Here is a 19,651-nt window from a genome sequence, read left to right as displayed (position 1 = left end):
TAATTAAGCAACTGTTAGGTTTACGGCTTCTACTCGAATGATTTCTGGGATTGCACGTTTGATAGCTTCTTCTACTCCGGCCTTAAGGGTCATAGTAGACATGGGGCATGAGCCACATGAACCTAACAACTCTAATTTTAAAACCATGTCGTCGGTCAGTTCTACTATCCTCACATTTCCGCCATCTGCCTCCAGATATGGTCGAATTGTATCTAATGCAAATTCTATTTGTTCTTTAAGTTCTGGTTGCATGTTCATTAAGCTTTAATTTCTACCACTGCAGTTTTATCCTGAGATGCATTTCTTATGGCAATTTGTCTAGCTATTTCTTCAGCTAATGTCATATATGATTCTTGGGTGATTCCTTTTTTCAAAACAGCTGGATATCCTGAATCACCACTTTCCCTAATACTTTGTACGATTGGTATTTCTCCCAAAAACGGCACATCGTATTTCTCAGCTAATCTTTTTCCTCCCTCTTTACCAAATAAGTAATACTTATTTTCAGGTAATTCTTCGGGTGTAAAATAAGCCATATTTTCAATAACACCTAAGATGGGTACGTTAATTTGTGGCTGTCTAAACATCGACAATCCCTTGTTAGCATCTGCCAAAGCGACCTTTTGGGGCGTTGTTACTATAACCGCACCGGTAACCGGTACTGTTTGTACCATGGTGAGGTGAATATCCGAAGTTCCTGGAGGTAGGTCAATCAATAAATAATCCAATTCTCCCCATTCTACGTCTGAAATAAATTGCTTTAACGCAGAACTCGCCATAGGGCCTCTCCATACCACGGCACTGTCCACAGGTGTCAGAAAACCAATAGACATCAATTTGACTCCATATTGCTCTATAGGAACGATAATATTCTTTTCACCTACTTTTTTTACTGCTGGTTGCTCCGCTTCCACATTAAACATAGTAGGAATCGAAGGACCCGATATATCTGCATCTATCAATCCAACTTTTGCTCCGGTTTTAGCTAGGGATACCGCTAAATTTACAGCTGTGGTGGATTTACCTACTCCTCCTTTACCAGAGGCAATGGCTATGATGTTTTTAACTTGAGGTAAAACGGGTGCAGCATCTCTGATGGTAGTTACCTGAGAAGTCATAAATAAGTCCCACTTAGGCTCAGAACCAAAGTCCTCTTTCAGTACTTCCAAGCAATTATTTTTGATTACTTCTTTGAGAGGGCAGGCTGGCGTAGTGAGAACTACATTAAAGCTGACGTTTTTACCGTTGATTTCTATCTTTTGTATCATCCCCAACGTGACCAAATCCTTCTTCAGATCTGGATCTTGTACCCGGGAAAGCGTTTTCAGGATATTATCCTTAGTTAACTCCATGAATTGAATATTGTAATTTTGCGCAATTTAGAGCTTAATGGCTTCTAAATAAAGTATGAATTAAATCTATATTACTTCTGAACTAGATGAAACCTTAGAAAGTTCTCATTTTTTAGATTCAGCAATTAACTTTGCTTCATTCATTTTCCTATGGGCATAAGTAAACTTACAACGGACAAGGTCAAAGAACGCATGGACATCGAAGAGGTGATCGGTGACTATTTACCTATGAAAAAGAAAGGTCAGAATCTCTGGGCCAACTGTCCGTTCCATGGAGAAAAGACACCTTCATTTTCTATTTCTCCTGCAAAGCAAATCTATAAGTGCTTTGGGTGTGGCAAAGCCGGCGATCCAATCCAATTCATAATGGATATTGAAGGCATTGGTTTTCAAGAGGCAATTAAACACATAGCCGGGCGGTATGGAATCGAGGTAGAGGAAGATGAAACCCGTACTCCTGAGCAGAATGAAGCTCAAAATGAGCGGGAAAGCTTACTCATTGCTTTAGGTTTTGCTAGAGATTTTTTTGTGGAAAACTTACAAACAGCAGAAGGGAAATCCATTGGCTTAAGTTATTTCAAGGAGAGGGGGTTTACTCCAGCTATCATAGAGAAGTTTGACCTAGGTTATGCACTTGACGGTTGGGATAATTTGCTTAATGCTGCCAAGTCAGCTGGTTTTAAGGAGGAAATTCTGCTAAAAGCAGGTTTGATTCTGCAGAAAGAAGGAGATGCATCCCGAGTTTACGATCGCTTTAGGAATCGTGTGATTTTCGCAATTCACAACATTAGCGGTAAACCCCTTGGCTTCGGTGCACGAATCCTTACCAAAGACAAAAATCAACCCAAATACATCAACTCTCCAGAGACACCAGTTTATCATAAGAGCGATGTGCTCTATGGGATGTTTCAGGCGAAAAAAGCAATACGAGAAAAAGACAATTGCTATCTGGTGGAAGGCTATACGGATGTAGTGAGCCTCCATCTTTCGGGGATAGAGAATGTAGTGGCTTCTTCGGGAACTTCACTGACCGATGGTCAGATCAAATTGATCAAGAGATTTACCGATCAGGTGACTGTGCTCTACGATGGTGATGCTGCCGGGATCAAAGCTTCACTTCGAGGTATAGATCTATTGCTGGAAGGTGGGTTGAATGTGAAAGCAGTAGTTTTTCCTGATGGAGAAGATCCAGACAGTTATTCCAGAAAAGTCGGTTCCCAGGCGTTTCAAGATTATCTCGAGAACAATAGCCGTGATTTTATTGGGTTTAAAATAGGTCTATACAAGGAAGAATTTACCAAAAATCCTATCCGTAAAGCTGAGGTAATCCGGGAAGTTGTATTAAGTATCGGGAAAATTCCTGATCCGATTATTCGCTCCGTTTATGCTAAGGAAGCTTCCGGGCTATTGGGAATAGAGGAAGATATTATTCATGCGGAGCTAAACAAAACACTGTTAAAGAGCCAGAAGGATAATTATTACAGTCAGAAGGACGAGGCTTTTGCCGAGCAGGCAGTTAATGAATTAATTCCTGACGAAACTGCCACGACTTTCTCAGAAATTCTAAGAATTCAGGAACGTGAGATGATTCGCATTCTAGTGAATTATGGTTGGCAGAAATTAGGAGATGAAGAAATGCACTTGTGTCAATACCTACTTTCTGAGACTGAAGATCTCGATTTTACTACTCCTATTTATAATCGGATTCTAGACCTGTATAGAAATAGCCTACTTCAGGGAGAAATTCCCACCTCAGAATATTTTATAGGCTTGGGTGATAAGGAAATACAACTAGAGGTAATAGATTTAATTACAGTTCGCCATGAAGTTTCGCATCATTGGGCAGATACGCATCAGATTATAATCAATACTGAATCCGATGATCTGACAATCACTGGGTTTAAATCCATCCTGAGGTTGAAGCGCAAGATGGTGCAAAAGCTAATGGAAGAGGCTAAGGAGAAAATAAAAAATGCGGAATCTGAGCAGCTAGATGACGATAAAGTTCATGAGTTTCAGGTGATTTATTTTGAGCTCAAAAAAGTACAGCTTGAAATTGACAAAGAGCTGGGAATAGTAATTGGGTAAACCAAACTTTATTTGGCTTCTTCCTGTTTAAGATTTGAAAGCGTGTAAATTTGCTTTTCTTAATACTAATTCAAACACAAATTTCGTGGAAAAATATATTCTGGACCCGATTGAAGATGCTATAGTAGCTATCAAAAACGGAGAAGTAATTGTCGTAGTAGATGATGAGGATAGAGAAAATGAGGGTGATTTCGTGTGTGCTGCGGACACAGTAACTCCAGAAATCATCAATTTCATGGCGACTCATGGGCGTGGGCTTATATGTGCTCCTCTTATAGAAGATCGTTGTGAAAAGCTTGGTCTCGAGTTAATGGTAGGGAATAATACCGCTGCTTATGAAACTCCTTTTACGGTCTCCGTTGACCTGATCGGTCATGGGTGTACTACAGGTATTTCTGCGGCGGATAGAGCCAATACAATCAAAGCACTCGTAGATGATTCTATAGACCCGAGCGAATTAGGAAAGCCTGGTCATATTTTTCCCCTCAAAGCTAAAAGAGGTGGGGTATTAAGAAGGGCAGGACATACTGAAGCAGCAATTGATTTAGCGCGTTTGGCTGGATTTTCCCCAGCAGGTGTTTTGGTGGAAATAATGAATGAGGACGGGACTATGGCCCGACTCCCAGATTTGGTAGAGGTAGCTAAGAAATTTAATCTAAAGCTAATTTCTATCAAGGATTTAATTGCCTATAGATTGAAGCATGAGTCTCTCATCAAGCGTGAGATTGGGGTAGAGCTTCCTACAGATTTTGGAGATTTTGAATTAATTGCATTTCGTCAAACCAATACTCAAGAGCTACATCTAGCGTTGGTAAAGGGCAAATGGGATAAGGATGAGCCGGTATTGGTTCGAGTGCATTCTTCTTGTATGACGGGTGATATTTTCGGTTCCTGCAGATGTGATTGTGGTCCCCAATTACATGCTGCCATGCAGATGGTTCAGAAAGAAGGAAAAGGTGTTATTCTTTATATGAATCAGGAAGGAAGAGGGATTGGTTTAATTAATAAGTTGAAAGCATATAAATTACAGGAAGAAGGCATGGACACCGTTCAGGCGAATCTAGCGCTTGGTCTTCCTTCAGATAGCAGAGACTATGGGGTAGGAGCTCAGATATTACGTGATCTGGATGTGAGTAAATTACGTCTGATATCCAACAACCCTCAAAAGAGAGTGGGTCTCCTAGGCTATGGTCTGCAAATCGTAGAGCAAGTTCCTATAGAAATAAGTCCAAATGTGCATAATGAAAAATATCTTCAGACTAAGCGGGATAAAATGGGGCACAATATTTTAAAGTAAATTGATTTTCTTGTATTGATATTTGTCAATATCTGGTATTGAGAATTAACCTGCCACGTAATATTCCGTAAACTCAGACATGATGGAAACCGCGAAAAAAGTAATATTCTCCCTTAGCATACTATTTTTGAGTATAGCTGCTGCTTTTGCACAGAACCAATTCCCTTCACAATTATGGCACAAAGGGAATATCTATACCACAGATGGACAGGTATATGGAGGAAAAATCAAGTATGATTTGGATAACAACGTAGTTCAGTTGCAAGACCAAACTATTGAGACATTTACATCGACGAATGTCACCTATTTTGAGTTTTTTGATGAAGTGTATGGTGGTGTACGTAAATTCTACAGCTTGCCTTATGCTTTTGAGAACGATTATGCCACTCCTATATTCTTTGAAGTGCTGACACAAGGGGAAGAACTTGCCTTACTATGCAGAGAGTACGTAGCTACTGATTCTAGAGGAATGGGGAACTATGGAATGATGGGGGGATATGGCATGAACCCTTATTATGGTCCCCCGTCAATGATGGTGGGTCAAAAGTTAGCTTTTAATTACTATTTTTTGAAAAATGGTAAGATTGAACAGTACAGCTTGAAAAAGAAAGATCTGTTTGAAATGCTGCCAGGTCATGATGACCAAATATCTCTTTTTATGCGCAAAAATCGCTTAGACTATGATAAAAGAGGAGATTTACTGCGTATCACAGCCTATTACAACGAATTGAATCAAAATTAAATGTCCAAACCATTAATTCTCGTCTCGAATGATGATGGAATCACCTCGAAAGGGATTCGTGTTCTCGTATCTGTAATGAAGAAATTGGGAGATGTGGTGGTAGTAGCACCAGATAGTCCCCAATCAGGTATGGGGCACGCCATTACCATAGGAGAAACTTTACGATTAGAAGAGGTAGATATTTTCGATGGAGTAAAAGCTTACAAGTCAAGTGGTACTCCTGCAGATTGCGTGAAATTGGCGAAGCATTATGTGATGAAGGATAGAAGTCCAGATTTAATCGTGAGTGGGATAAATCATGGCTCAAACACCTCGATATCTGTTCTTTACTCTGGCACTATGTCTGCGGCAATTGAAGGGGCAATGGAAGGTTATCCTTCGATTGGTTTTAGTTTATGTGATTTTTCCTCAAAGGCTGAATTCTCTCATATAGAAGAATGGGTGGAGAAAATAACCCGTCAGGTACTTAAAAAAGGAATGACAAATGGGATTGCACTTAATGTAAACTTTCCGCCGAAGCAAAATGAAGCTATCAAAGGGGTGAAAATTTGTCGTCAAGCTGATGCTAAATGGCAGGAGGAGTTTGACGAACGTTTTGATCCGAATGGTAGAAAGTATTTATGGTTAGCTGGAAATTTTGTGAATTTTGATAAAGGCGAGGATAATGACGAATGGGCCATTGCCAATAATTTCGTTTCCATAGTTCCATGCCAATATGATTTGACAGCCCATCATGCAATTACACAACTAAATAAAGATTGGGATTGGGATGATTTAAAAAAGTAATCCAAGGATGATTTTTTAAATTCCTGTCTCTTTGTTTTTTAACTGGTTATTTTTGTTTTTTAACTAGTTGTTTTTGTTTTTTTAATTTTTAAAATAGAACTGACTTCTTGAAGCGAATTTTATTCTTTCTTTTTCTACTCAGCATATCCTTTAATGCTGCGGCCCAAAGTCAGGCTATTGACAGCCTGAAGCAGATACTTCCTACCACAAAAGGAGAGGAAAGGTTGACTATTTTGAATGAATTGTCATTTTACCTGCGAGAAATAAAGCAAGAAGAAGCTTTTACCTATGCTACCGAAGCTGAGAAACTAGCAAAATCCTTCAATAACCCATCTGAAGAAGCTAAAGCCAAAGAGAATTTAGGCTGGATATTTTACCGTAGAGGACAGTGGCAGAAATCATTCAATTACTCCAAGGAAGCTTATAAATTAGCTGTAGATGCAAATAATTTGGCAGAAGCAGCTAGAGTATTGAATAGTATGGGAGCGCTTTATTATGAACAGCAAAACTATTCTATGGCTATAGTTCAATTTAAGAAGGCCTATGAAATCAGTGATACAGTAGGAGATCTCTATACTATGATTCGAAGTCTTAATAATGTTGCTCTCAACTTTTTAAGAATCAATGAACTGGACTCAGCTTTAGCTTATACAAATATCGCAATTGAGGCAAATAGAAGTGCAGGGTCGCCATATTTGCTTTCTTTTTCAAATCGTGTCTTAGGGGATATTTACTTTTCTAGAAATCAGTTGGATTCAGCTGAGAAGATATACGAGAAGGCGCTACAAAATGGAATATCCCAAGGCATCTTCACTTTACAAGCAAGCTTGTTTTACAGGCTTGGAGACACGTATCTTTTGAATGGTAAGTATGAAAAGGCCAGAGAAGTATTGCTTAGAGGAATTGAGGTGTCTGGGCAGAATGGCCTAATTGACGAGTTATCAAAAAGTCATAAATCATTAGCAAACTACTATCGGCAAATTGGGGATTATAAAAATGCCTATGAGCAACAATCCAAGTTTATCACCTTGAATGATTCCATAGTAAATAAGTCAAGCAGGGATAGGCTGGCCTTAATGCAGGGGATGTTTCAGGATGACTTGGAGCAATCTGAACTAGAACTATTAGTAGCGCAGAATGAGAATCAAGCCACTAGATTGGCTTTAAACCGAAAAATAATCTTCTTAGTTAGTGGAGGTTCTGTACTGATTTTAGCACTGATGGTTTGGCTATTTTATCTAAACAGAAATATCAAGAAATACAATACAAGCTTGCTTCTTCAAAAGCAGCAAATACGAAAGCAGAATGAAGATTTGGAAACTAAATCTATTCAACTCCAAGAAATCAATCAGACTAAAAACAAGCTCTTTTCTATAATTGGGCATGACCTAAGAGGGCCGGTTGGTCAAGTGAAGTCTATTGTTGACTCATTGATATTGGGCCATTTGAGTCAAGAGGAATTTGATGAACTTATTCAACATTTAAAAGTGGATGTGGATACGGTGTATTTTACCCTTAATAATACCCTAAAATGGTCTCTAGCTCAAATGGAAGGTTTTAAACTTCAAAAGGTGGATTTTGACTTGTATCAGCTTGTTTGTGATAACATTAAACTAATCAGCCCCAAACTAAGGGAGAAGTCTCTGGAGGTGGAATTCACCTCTTCATTCAAAGATATACTGGTTTATGCGGATCGGGATTTGATCGAAATTGTGATCAGGAATATCCTAAATAATGCAGTAAAGTATTCTAAGCCAGGGGATACTATTCAGCTTTCAGGGGAAGCAAATAATGGCTTGATTACTTGGTATGTAAAAGATCAAGGAATAGGTATGGACGAAGCTCAGATAAATGAATTGCTCTCTACCGATTATGTGATTTCGGATTCTAAATTAGGTACCAAAATGGAAAAAGGATCTGGTTTAGGGTTGCAGATTTGCAAGGAATTTACTCGTATGAATGATGGTGAATTATTTATTATTAGCCAACCTGGTGAAGGAACACAGGTAGGTGTGAAACTACCTGCCAGTAACCTTTTAATCAACAATTAAAAGGTGTTCACTAGTAAGAAAATCCTCAAGTCGGAGTTCTTCGGTAATAATCCCTAATTCTTTCATTATTTTCATCGCATCGATTAGCTTACTTTTTGAGATTTCAGGATTAGTAGCCCAGGATGTTTGAGCAAACCATTCCTTCACATCATTAGGATTTAGTTCATAGTTTTTTGCGATATCCGCAATGGCAGAGGAACTGGTCTGGAGGCTTTTGGATTCCGCATAAACAATGTCTCTTAAGTTAACTATTAACTCCCCAAATTCTGCTAAGGCTTTATTAGTTGCAATGATTGCGAAACAAGGCCAAGGGCTAGGTACTTCTCCAATTCGCTTCATTTGTTTTGATTCGACCCAAGGTTTAGTCGTGTATTTTTCCCAGAGAAACATTTCTGGTTTCTCTGGAGTCATCTCTTCCAGCGCTCCAGGTAGATTGTTAACTATTTTGAAATTTAGCTGATTAGGATCCCAAGCTTCACGTTTTGCCAATACATAGCTCATCAATTGCGATCCCGAACCGATTCGGCTGATGAGAAAATCGTGTTCTTTGATCTCTTCCAAAGAAGTTACAGAAGAACCACCTGAAATGTGAATGCCCCAATTCAATGGTGATTGGACATGGAAGCCTATCATTTTAGATGGGTTTCTTGCTTCGAAATCTTTGAGAAAGCTCTCTGTCAACACGATGGCAATATCACACTTATCCTCTCTTAGATCTTTATTCATCTGTCCGGAACCTCTTGATTCGTCGTTCCACTCAAGCCTAACACCTTCCTTCTCAAAAGGCTGTTTGGCAACTACTTTTTTCCAAGGGAAATTAAAATGCTCTGGAACTCCGGTGATTCTAAGGGTTTTCATAAATCAGGTAAAGTAATTTGACAAAAATAGAAAACCAATTTTTTACTCAACAACTGCTTGTCATATATTAAGAAAATTAATCATGTGTAGCCTGCTTATCAGTAATAAATAAGTTGCTTAGTCCGGCCAGAATTAATAAAGTTCCAGCTAATAGCATGGTGTTAATTACGGCTTCCCCAAAGATCAATTTGTAAAGGAAATTAACTCCTCCTAGGGCTGCAACAATTTGGGGAATGACTATAAACATGTTAAAAATCCCCATGAAAACCCCCATTTTTTTAGGGTCAACAGAGCTAGAGAGCATCGCATAAGGCATAGATAAAATACTTGCCCAAGCTATCCCGACCAAAGAAAAGCAAATATGAAGCATCCAGGACTCTTGAATGAAGTATATCAAAATGAATCCTAAACCTCCTGCAATCAAACTTCCCAAATGAAGAAGTTTCCTGTTGATTTTATACTTACTAGTAAAAAAGGCGAGTACCAAAGCATAAATCATGGAGACTAACCCATATGTACCTAAGTAATTTCCTACTTTATCTGCGGCATTATTGTAGGCCACACTGGTAGTATCTGTAGCTCCAAAGATATGCTCGGTGATGGCTGGAGTAGCAAAACTCCACATTGTAAAAAAAGCAGAACCAGGAGAAAAACTGTACCAATCCGAGCTGCTTCATTACCGTGGGCATGGACGATATATTTTTAATGATTTCTGACAAGCCTTTAAAGAACCCTTGGTTTTTCTCAGCTTCGAATTCATCCATGTCCTCAGGCGGATATTCTTCTGTTTTTAATATGGTATATAGGATTGAAGAAAATAACACCAATGCACCCACAGCAAAAGCGTATTTTACTGAATCAGGAACTACCCCAGATGCTGCAGTATTAGGAACTCCCAATTGAGTCATAAACCAGGGCAGGTTGGATGCAATCCATGTTCCAATGCCTATAATCAAAGTTTGCACTACAAATCCATAGGATCGCTGAGATTCGGGAAGTTTATCAGCTACCAAGGCTCTGAATGGCTCCATGCTAATATTGATAGAGGCATCTAAAATCCAAAGTGCGCCAGCAGCCATCCAGAGTGCAGATGAATAAGGAGCGAAGAATAGTGCCACTGTGCTGAGTACAGCACCTACAAAGAAAAACGGTTTCCGTCTGCCAAACTTAGGATGCCACGTGTGATCACTTAAGTATCCTACGATGGGCTGAACCAATAGACCAGTCAGTGGTGCTGCTATCCATAGAAATGGAATGGCATCTTTGTCGGCTCCTAAGGTTTGAAAAATACGTGACATGAAACCGCCCTGCAGGGCAAAACCAAATTGTATTCCCAGAAATCCAAAACTCATGTTCCAGATTTGCCAGAAGCTTAATTTCTTTTTTGTTAGGGTCATTTTGGGTTAATGTAAAACCTTACTTTTTAATTTTTAATCCTTTGATTATCAATTCATTTTCAGGATATGGAATTGTCAGGTGGGCAAGGTTCTTTATTTCGAAAAATCTATTTTCATGATCTGGAAGAGGATCAAATTCAGATAATTTTCCCACAAAGGAAAAATCTTCAAAATTTAACTTTTCAGAGCAACCATTTATTTCCACTTCCTCATTATGGAAGCCATGGAAATAGATTTTCATCATAGTATAGGCAGTTTGGAATTCTCCACTAGTTTCCCCCATAGCCAATGAGCCTTGGGAAGAATTATAAGCAAAACTCCTGGAATGATATCTTCCATCCTCAAAATCCCAACTTTCTCCATCGTCCTCATAATGAAGAAATGTCCCATTTTCTTTTCCAGCATAAACATGAACATAAAGAATTCCATTGTGACTTTCACCAGTGTACTGCAAATCGGATTGACAGGTGAAAATACTTCCTCCTTTGACGTAAACTGGTAAATATGCTAAAGGACAATCCTGGTAAATTGTAGTGTTTCCTTTATGCAAATCATCAGAAAATAAATAATACCACTCTGATTCTGGAAGGTAAACCTTTGTGATTGCTTTGGTGCTTTCTACTGGAGCTACCAGAAAAGTATCGCAGAATAGGTATTGATTTTGGAATGCCGACTCGTATATTTTTGGGTCTTGTACGTTTGAAATTGCCAAACTTGATGAAATTGGTAGCCCATTTCGTGTGGACTCGTACATTTTACTATAAATCGTAGGAATCAAGTTATACCTCAGCTTCATGTAATTCCTGGAAATCTCTTCTACTTCTTCTCCAAAGGACCAAGGTTCAGCATCTTTTGTATTGATCATGGAGTGAGCCCTGTATAAAGGAGTAAATGCTCCGATGCTCATCCATCTGGCAAAAAGAGACTTGCTCGCTTCTCCAGCAAAGCCACCAATATCAAAGCCGGAAAATGAAACCCCACTTAATCCTAGACTATTGATCAGCCGTACACCTGCAAGCATATGTTCTTCACTGGACTGATTGTCGCCAGTCCACGCAGCCGCAAATCTTTGTACTCCAGCAAAGCCTGATCGAGTTAATACAAAAGGCCTTTTATTAGGATTTTGCAAAAGAGCACCTTCTTGGACAGCTCTTGCCATTTGCATTCCATAGACATTTCTTGCTTTGCGATGAGAAGCAGGGTTTCCATCTAAATCAAATTCGATGAGGTTGGGAGTAAATTGTCCCCAGGATGCAGGTTCGTTCATGTCTGCCCAAAATCCATCCACACCCGCATCGGTGTAAAACTCCATTTTTTCTCCCCACCATTTTCTGGTTTCCTCCTTAGTGAAATCTGGGAATGCACACGACCCAGGCCATACTTGAGCTATGTAATCTTTATTATCAGGATATTTGACGAATAATCCTTTGGATTTTCCCTCATCAAATGGGAGGTATCCTTTTTCTGTTTTGATACCTGGATCCATAATGACAACAACTCTAAACCCTCGCTCTTTCAATTTAGCAATCATACTTTTTGGGTCGGGGAATTTTTCTCCATCAAAGGTAAATACCTTGTATTTCTCCATGTGGTGAATGTCTAGGTAGATTACATCAGCTGGCATGTTTTTGTCCCGAAAAGTATTTGCGACAGCGTAAACTTCCTTATCCGGATAATAGGAATAGCGGCATTGTTGGAAACCTAAAGCCCATTTGGGAGGCATTTTCATTCGCCCAGTCAAAGAAGTGTAATTTGATATTATTTCCGCTACTGAAGGAGCATGAATGAAATAATAATCCATATCCCCATCCTCTGCATTGAAGTAGGCGAAACGGTCCGAAGAAGCACCGAAGTTAAAAACTGATTTGTGCGTATTGTCAAAGTATATCCCATACGATCCCTTTTCATGCGTTCCTATATAAAATGGGATACTCATGTATAATGGATCATCGCTTATGCCGTATGCAAAATAATCAGTGTTCCAGTTGACGTAGGCATTTCCAAATCTGTTTAGGTTGCCTGTTTTTTCCCCAAGTCCTATGAATTTTTCGTTTGGCTGAACTTCCTTATAGCAAGTTACTTCGGTGCCAATCCAGGAGATTCCCAAGGAATCATCCTTGTTTAATAAAGTGCCGTTTGAATCAAAAAATGAACAAATCCCATTGTTGAGTTCAATCTGAAAATGTATCAAGGCTGATTTCAGATGGATTTTATCATCTTTTTCTTCAATTGAGAATTCCACAGAATTTTCATCAGATAGCACCGTATAGGGATTGGAATCGAAGGACTTGTTTTGTGTAGACTGAACTCTTATTATTCCATCTTTTACCAGACTGATTTTGATACGGGCATTAGCACTTTCTGCAGTAATACCATTATCATTTTGCTGCCATTTTTCTATTTGACCGATAGGTCTATACCTGGAATTAGAAGAAGTCGCGGGGGATGATTGGAAATTTTGGGACATAAATTTTTTTCACTTTAGCTTTAAAAGCGGATCTAAATTAGAACCAAAACTCAATCATAAAAAAATCGAAAGTCCTTGAAAATGAACAATTCAAACAAGGAGTAAAAAACTATTGTGCCCTAGGATGAAAATTAGACCTATTCAAACGTTTGCACTTTTTTACTAAAAAATCTGATCTTTTTTCTTAAAATCTTTTCGAAGAATCCCTTGCCATCAACTTTGTTTTCAAAATCAATGAATTTTCCATGGATTCCGGGTCAATTTTTTTCTCAATAATGTCTATTAGAATCTCCGTGGCTTTGGCTCCCATCAATGCTCCTGGTTGTGCAACTGAAGATAGTTTTGGCTCCAGCATGGAACAAAATTGCCAATCACTGAAACCAACAACACCCACATCAACAGGAATCTTTAAACCGATTTCTCTACAGGCCATCATCGCTCCCACAGCACCTACATCATTGCAGGCAAAAAATGCGTCAGGACGGACAGTCATATTCGAAAATAGCTCTGCTACTATTTGCTGACTTTCCTCAACAGTGCCAATTGGACATGGGATAACATACTCAGACTTAAAATCTAATCCATTATGTGTAAGTGCATCTTTATAACCTCTTTCCCTTTCTGTGCTGATTTTCAAAAGTTTAGGACCTCCTAAATGGATTATGTTTTTATATCCCTGACTGATTAAATGAGTTGTAGCATCGAAGGCTCCTTGGTAATCATCTACAGTGACATTGATGGCACCCGGTATTTCTGGTGCTCGGTCAAAAAACACAATGGGAAACCCCTGATCCAAAACTTTAGTGAAGTGGTTGAAGGTTTTAGTCTCTTTAGAAAAACTCACTAATACGCCATCAATTTGATTTGATAGCATAGTCTCAATACTAGAAATCTCACGGTCCAATTTTTCATTGGATTGAACTAGAATAACATTATAGCCTCGAGAATGCGCGACTTCCTCGATACCACTGACCACTGAAGAAAAGAAAAAATGAACTACCTCAGGAATAATCACCCCGATTGTAAATGATCTGCTTTTTCTCAACGAAAGTGCAATTGCATTCGGGCGGTAATTCATTTCCTCAGCAACTTCTTTAACCTTCCGTTTTGTCTCATCGCTAATCCCTGGATAATCTTTTAGTGCCCGAGAGATGGTAGAAGCAGAAAGGTTAAGTGCCTTTGCTATGTCCTTTATGGTTGCTCGACCTAATTTCATATAATTAAACTATTCCAAGATTATATTGTATTCAATAATATTTGATTTCTGGAAGAAGCAATCTATTGAATTTTGAAGTTAAAACTTCCGATTTAGGCCTTTATCTATTTAGTTTTTAAAATTATTTTTTTATGCAAACGTAACCGCAAACGTTTGCTCAAAAAAGTTTTAGTTAATGAGCAATGGCCTTCTTGTGTCTTAATTTTCTTTCATTTAAAATTTCTAAACAGTACAGAATAATTCTCAGGACTACTTTAAAAACCTGAATATTAAAAATAGATTATTTCTGCATGTGTTTTAATTAATTCAAGAATACTGTCAATTAACAAACCTAAAAAATGAAAAAAATTAAGCAAATCACATGGGCTTTAGCTTTGTTGCCGGTACTATGGTCCTGCGAAAAGTATGAAATGCCTCCTATTATTGAGCAGACAGGATCTCAAGTAGCAGATCCTGCAAATGGATCTGCCCTCGTGCTAAGTGCGGATAACTCGGAGGAATTGATCGTATTCTCAGTTACTATGGCTGAGTTTGCTAAGGTCGGAGAAGTAACCTATTCCTTGGAAATGGATCTGGCTGGGGCAAATTTCGAGGATGCGGTAGAACTTGGAACTTCAAAAACTAATCTGATTGAGGTTCAAACAGAGGCTTTGAATGATGAATTAATCGCCAAAGGACTCACTGTAAATCAAGTCGCTGAGGTAGAATTTAGAGTGAAATCATCCATCAACCAGCCTTTATCACCGATTTATGGAGAAACGGTTGTTTTGTCTGTCACTCCGTATGATACTTTTGTTGCCTTTCCGCTACTATATGTCCCTGGAGACTGCAGGGGTGGATCCAGGGAATTTAAACACCACGTTAAAGTCCGTAGCATTTAATAAGACGTTTACTGGATTTATCCATATTCTAGGTGGAAGTGGGGAGTTCAAGTTTAACGAGGAACCTGACTGGGTAGATGGTAAAAACTATGGTGATACAGGTGCTGACGGTAAATTAGATGCAGAAGCTGATGCAGCAAATATTAAAGTAACCAAATTTGGTACAATTGAAGTTACAGTGGATCTGGCTACTAAAACGTACACTCTTTCCGATCCAAAACTTTGGGGAATCATAGGCGATGCTACCGTAGGTGGATGGGATGTGGAGACCCCAATGAATTTCAACAAAGATCTAAATATCCTAACTATCACTACTGATTTAAAGAAAGGTGCATTCAAATTCAGAGCAAACCAATCTTGGGATTTTAACTTAGGACCAAAAGATGGAGCTATGGTAAAAGACGGCGACAATATCATTGTTGCTGAAGCTGGAAACTATACTGTTACGTTGAACTTCAATGTTACAGGAGAAGTATCATATACCATGACTAAGAATTAACTAGGATTTCAGCAAAAGCTAAAACCTTAATTAGACCGACTTTGGTGTATCTATGCCAAAGTCGGTTTTCAGTAACAAAAACCCATGAAAACTGCCCTTTTATCATCTATCTTCTTCATTCTATTATTTTCCTATTCTGGAGCTTTTGCTCAGGTTACTACTGAGCCTATTTTCCCAAATGCTGATAAAAAGGTGACTATCATCTATGATGCCAGCAAAGGTACAGCTGGGCTTAAGGATTGTGGGTGTGATGTTTATATTCATATTGGAGCAGTTACTGAAAGTGGAGAATCCACAACTTGGTCAATCGTTCCTTTTGAATGGGGTACTACCGATGCAAATGCGAAAATGACTAAAGTTGAAGGGCAGTCAAACCTTTATACTTTTGACCTGACGCCTAATACATTTTTTGATAATCCAAATGGATTAACTATTTACCGTTTGGGATTGGTTTTTAGAAATGGAGATGGCAGTAGAGAAGGGAAAAGCAGTAGCGGTGGAGATATTTTCGTTGACCTTTCTCAAGGATTTCAGGTAGTTTTCACATCACCAGTTAGTTCTGCTATAGCATTAGAGGAGGGAGATACCTATACATTCAAAGTAGCAACCACTGAGGGCTTAGCTGATATATCACTTCAGCTCGATGGCGTGCAGGTAGCAAATGCAACTGGGGTTCAATCACTATCCTATAATTATGCAGCTACTCAGGCAGGTTTATACAAATTAGTAGCAGAAGCAAGCAATGGGTCAAATCAAGATTCCGAAACGGTGGATATTGAGGTTTTCGCAGCTACACCTATTGCTCCATTACCTCCTGGAAACAGATTAGGCATTAATTACCTATCGGATACAGAAGTTCTTTTGGCTTTGAACGCGCCGGGAAAGAAGATGGTCAATGTGATTGGAGATTTTAATGACTGGGCAAGGTCTTCAGATTACCAAATGAATCGAACTCCAGATGGTGAGATCTTTTGGTTAATTATTACTGGTCTTACGCCAAAGAAGGAATATATTTTTCAATACTTGGTAGATGATGAAATACGAATTGGTGATCCCTATGCAGATAAAATTTCAGACCCAGATCATGATCAGGAAATAATAAGTCAGGGAAGGTATCCAGGTTTGAAAGCATACCCTACAGGGAAAACCCAATATCAAGCGACTTACTTTCAAACTGGGCAAGACAAGTACAATTGGAAAAATTTAACCTATGAAAAACCTGATCCTGAAGAGCTAGTAATCTATGAGCTATTGGTGAGGGATTTTGACGATAGGAGGTCCTATGCTGCGGTAGAGGAAGGGCTGGATTATCTACAAGAACTTGGTGTAAATGCAATCGAGTTAATGCCAATAGGGGAGTTTGAAGGTAACCTCTCATGGGGTTACAACCCTTCTTTTTTCTTTGCTCCGGATAAATATTACGGTACTAAAAATGACCTGAAAAGCCTTATTGATGCGGCCCATGGAAAAGGTATGGTGATCATCATGGATATGGTTTTGAATCATGCTTTTGGGCAAAACCCATTGGTCAGACTATATAATGACGGAGAATTTGGATCACCGACTCCTGAAAATCCATGGTTTAATAGGAACGCAACACATCCCTTCAATGTGGGATATGATTTCAACCATGAAAGCAGCTATACCCGAGCATTTGTCGATTCTGTAAATAATTATTGGCTGAGTGAATATAAAATTGATGGTTTTCGGTTCGATTTAAGTAAGGGGTTTACACAGGTAGTTTCTGGTGCGGATGTGGGTAAATGGTCTCAATACGACGCTTCGCGCATCATGATTTGGAAGCATATTTATGACAAAATCAAAGCAAATCATCCTGATGCTTATGTGATTTTGGAACATTTGGCTGATAATACTGAGGAAAAGGAATTGGCTGACTATGGAATGATGTTTTGGGGAAATATGAATTTTGATTTCCGTGAAATGGCCAAAGGTCAGGAGAAAGATTTCAATTGGGCATACTATAAATCTCGAGGTTGGAATGAACCCAATTTGGTCGCCTATCAAGAAAGTCACGATGAAGAAAGAGTAATGTGGGAAAGCTTAAATTATGGAGCCACTTCTCCTATAAATCTTAAACAATTGGAAAATGCCGTTAATAGAAACCAATTATTAACTGCTTTTTACTTTAGTATTCCCGGGCCCAAGATGATCTGGCAATTTGGGGAATTTGGATATGATCAGGAACTTAATGACGATCGTCTAGGCATTAAACCTACCAAATGGCAATACCTGACTAATCCTCAGCGGGAGCGATTATTTCAGCTTTATCAGGCAATGATCAAACTCAAATCGGAACATCAAGTCTTTAATAACCCTGACAAAACCACCCTTAATTTAAACGGCAGTCTCAAATCTATCATCTTAGAAAGCGAAGCCATGGATGTGGTACTGTTTGGTAATTTTGGATTGAGTAGTGCTGGAAACGTGAATCTAAGTTTCCCTAAAACAGGAACTTGGTATAATTACTTTACAGGAGAGGAGTTAACTGTGAGTAGCACAACTATGAAATTCACGTTAAGACCTAGTGAATTTTATCTATTCACAGATAAAAAACTTGAAAAGCCTACTGCAGGAATTTTACAGGAAGATTTTGTGACGGCTATCCCTGAAAAATCTATTCCTGATTCTGCATTCAAAATCTATCCTGTCCCTACTAATGGGCGATTAATGATTCAGCTCCCTATAGACATGACCGGATCAAATTATCGTGTTATTGATATGACTGGAAGGGTTTTGTTTGATGGTATGACACCTGCAGGTGATGAAATTTTAGAAATAGATGTTACGAATATTCAGGCAGGGATTTATATCTTTGAAGCATTCGACACGAAAAGAGTGCTGTTTAAGCGCTTTATTAAGAATTAATCAAATCTAATACCTATGAAATTCAAACCTGGAGTAAAATACGGTGAAGAGCTTAGAGATCTTTATGCATATGCTAAAGAGAATGAGTTTGCTATGCCTGCAGTGAACGTAATCAATACCAACTCGGTAAACGCTGTTCTAGAGACTGCAAAGAAATTGAACTCGCCAGTAATCATTCAATTTTCAAATGGGGGAGCCCAATTTTTTGCTGGAAAATCCTTGGCGAATGATAAGCAACAAGCTAGTATCGCTGGTGGTATCTCCGGAGCACATCACGTACACTTGATGGCAGAGGCATACGGTGTTCCTGTTATTTTGCATACAGATCATGCTGCTAAGAAATTATTGCCATGGATAGACGGACTCTTGGATGCTGGTAAAGCTTACTACGCAACACATAAAAGACCTTTGTATAGCTCACATATGCTAGATCTTTCTGAAGAGCCTTTAGAAGAAAATGTTGAGATTTCCTGTAACTATTTCAAGGAGTTTGAAAAGCTTGAAATGGCAATTGAAATCGAATTGGGAGTTACTGGTGGAGAAGAAGATGGTGTAGATAACACGGATATTGATTCATCTAAGCTTTACACCCAGCCTGAAGAAGTAGCTTATGCTTATGAGCACCTAAAAGAAATAGGAGATCTTTTCACAATCGCTGCGGCTTTCGGTAACGTACATGGTGTGTACAAGCCAGGAAACGTAAGTTTGAAGCCAATCATCTTGAAGAATTCTCAGGATTTCATCAAAGAGAAGCACGGTTTGACAGGTAAGCCATTGAACTTCGTATTCCACGGTGGATCTGGATCTACAGTTGAAGAAATTAGGGAAGCAAATAGCTATGGCTCTATCAAAATGAATATCGATACAGATATGCAATGGGCATTCTGGGAAGGTATATTGAATAATTACAAAAAGAATGAGGCATATCTTCAGACTCAATTAGGTAATCCTGATGGAGCTGATAGTCCTAACAAGAAATATTACGATCCAAGAAATTGGTTGCGTAAAGGCGAAGAGAACTTCGTAAAAAGACTTGAATTGGCTTTCGATATGCTGAATGCAGTAAATAGAAATTAATACAAACAATCAACGAAAAAGTCACTTTTAAATAAAGTGACTTTTTTTTTCTCC

Annotated in this window: 14 protein-coding genes and 1 pseudogene; 9 read left to right on the top strand and 6 right to left on the bottom strand. The window is 38.8% G+C overall.

Features of this window, described 5'->3' with window-relative positions; all coding sequences use genetic code 11:
- Window positions 1-3: 3 nt before the first annotated feature.
- Both AC0L6R_RS09585 and AC0L6R_RS09580 read right to left on the bottom strand, forming a co-directional pair.
- Window positions 4-252, bottom strand: coding sequence for a NifU family protein (locus AC0L6R_RS09585; protein WP_111613553.1), 249 nt, complete (start codon window positions 250-252; stop codon window positions 4-6).
- 5 nt (window positions 253-257) lie between these two features.
- A complete protein-coding gene (locus AC0L6R_RS09580; protein ID WP_473270971.1) occupies window positions 258-1,352 on the bottom strand; it encodes an Mrp/NBP35 family ATP-binding protein in 1,095 nt (364 codons plus the stop codon).
- Between the two features lie 150 nt (window positions 1,353-1,502).
- Between AC0L6R_RS09580 and dnaG the strand changes: the two genes are divergently transcribed.
- The 5 genes from dnaG (at window position 1,503) to AC0L6R_RS09555 (ending at window position 8,316) form a co-directional block, all read left to right on the top strand.
- Window positions 1,503-3,440 (top strand): DNA primase, encoded by a 1,938-nt coding sequence (dnaG, locus tag AC0L6R_RS09575; RefSeq protein ID WP_283414295.1) that lies wholly within the window; start codon window positions 1,503-1,505, stop codon window positions 3,438-3,440.
- An 85-nt stretch (window positions 3,441-3,525) separates the two neighbouring features.
- The gene (locus tag AC0L6R_RS09570) at window positions 3,526-4,737 is read left to right on the top strand and encodes a bifunctional 3,4-dihydroxy-2-butanone-4-phosphate synthase/GTP cyclohydrolase II (protein WP_283414296.1); all 1,212 of its coding nucleotides are present in this window, start codon (window positions 3,526-3,528) and stop codon (window positions 4,735-4,737) included.
- Between the two features lie 82 nt (window positions 4,738-4,819).
- On the top strand, window positions 4,820-5,479 hold the full coding sequence (locus AC0L6R_RS09565) for a hypothetical protein (protein ID WP_283414297.1): 660 nt from the start codon (window positions 4,820-4,822) through the stop codon (window positions 5,477-5,479).
- Window positions 5,480-6,265, top strand: coding sequence for a 5'/3'-nucleotidase SurE (gene surE / locus AC0L6R_RS09560; protein WP_473270970.1), 786 nt, complete (start codon window positions 5,480-5,482; stop codon window positions 6,263-6,265).
- 107 nt (window positions 6,266-6,372) lie between these two features.
- Window positions 6,373-8,316 carry a tetratricopeptide repeat-containing sensor histidine kinase gene (locus AC0L6R_RS09555; RefSeq protein WP_473270969.1) on the top strand — a complete coding sequence of 648 codons (1,944 nt, stop codon included), beginning with the start codon at window positions 6,373-6,375 and terminating at the stop codon, window positions 8,314-8,316.
- Here AC0L6R_RS09555 and AC0L6R_RS09550 read toward each other — a convergent pair.
- From AC0L6R_RS09550 to AC0L6R_RS09535, 4 genes and pseudogenes are all read right to left on the bottom strand, one after another.
- Window positions 8,302-9,174, bottom strand: a complete 873-nt coding sequence (locus AC0L6R_RS09550) for a type 2 periplasmic-binding domain-containing protein (RefSeq protein ID WP_473270968.1) — start codon at window positions 9,172-9,174, stop codon at window positions 8,302-8,304. The two genes, AC0L6R_RS09555 and AC0L6R_RS09550, sit on opposite strands and share 15 nt — an antisense overlap.
- Window positions 9,175-9,250: 76 nt before the next feature.
- Window positions 9,251-10,526, bottom strand: a pseudogene (locus tag AC0L6R_RS09545) (MFS transporter).
- Between the two features lie 64 nt (window positions 10,527-10,590).
- On the bottom strand, window positions 10,591-13,038 hold the full coding sequence (locus AC0L6R_RS09540; protein WP_473270967.1) for a glycoside hydrolase family 31 protein: 2,448 nt from the start codon (window positions 13,036-13,038) through the stop codon (window positions 10,591-10,593).
- 184 nt (window positions 13,039-13,222) lie between these two features.
- Window positions 13,223-14,254, bottom strand: a complete 1,032-nt coding sequence (locus tag AC0L6R_RS09535; protein ID WP_283414303.1) for a LacI family DNA-binding transcriptional regulator — start codon at window positions 14,252-14,254, stop codon at window positions 13,223-13,225.
- 338 nt (window positions 14,255-14,592) lie between these two features.
- Between AC0L6R_RS09535 and AC0L6R_RS09530 the strand changes: the two genes are divergently transcribed.
- From AC0L6R_RS09530 to fbaA, 4 genes are all read left to right on the top strand, one after another.
- Window positions 14,593-15,135 (top strand): SusE domain-containing protein, encoded by a 543-nt coding sequence (locus AC0L6R_RS09530; protein ID WP_473270966.1) that lies wholly within the window; start codon window positions 14,593-14,595, stop codon window positions 15,133-15,135.
- Window positions 15,068-15,634 carry a cadherin repeat domain-containing protein gene (locus AC0L6R_RS09525; RefSeq protein ID WP_473270965.1) on the top strand — a complete coding sequence of 189 codons (567 nt, stop codon included), beginning with the start codon at window positions 15,068-15,070 and terminating at the stop codon, window positions 15,632-15,634. The genes AC0L6R_RS09530 and AC0L6R_RS09525 overlap by 68 nt, the downstream gene beginning before the upstream one ends.
- Before the next feature lie 84 nt (window positions 15,635-15,718).
- Window positions 15,719-18,520, top strand: coding sequence for an alpha-amylase family glycosyl hydrolase (locus AC0L6R_RS09520; RefSeq protein ID WP_473270964.1), 2,802 nt, complete (start codon window positions 15,719-15,721; stop codon window positions 18,518-18,520).
- Between the two features lie 15 nt (window positions 18,521-18,535).
- Window positions 18,536-19,597 (top strand): class II fructose-bisphosphate aldolase, encoded by a 1,062-nt coding sequence (gene fbaA / locus AC0L6R_RS09515; RefSeq protein ID WP_283414306.1) that lies wholly within the window; start codon window positions 18,536-18,538, stop codon window positions 19,595-19,597.
- The last annotated feature ends 54 nt before the right edge of the window (window positions 19,598-19,651 follow it).

It is taken from the genome of Algoriphagus sp. 10J20-15, from assembly GCF_055809615.1.
This window is presented reverse-complemented; position numbering and strand designations above follow the sequence as displayed.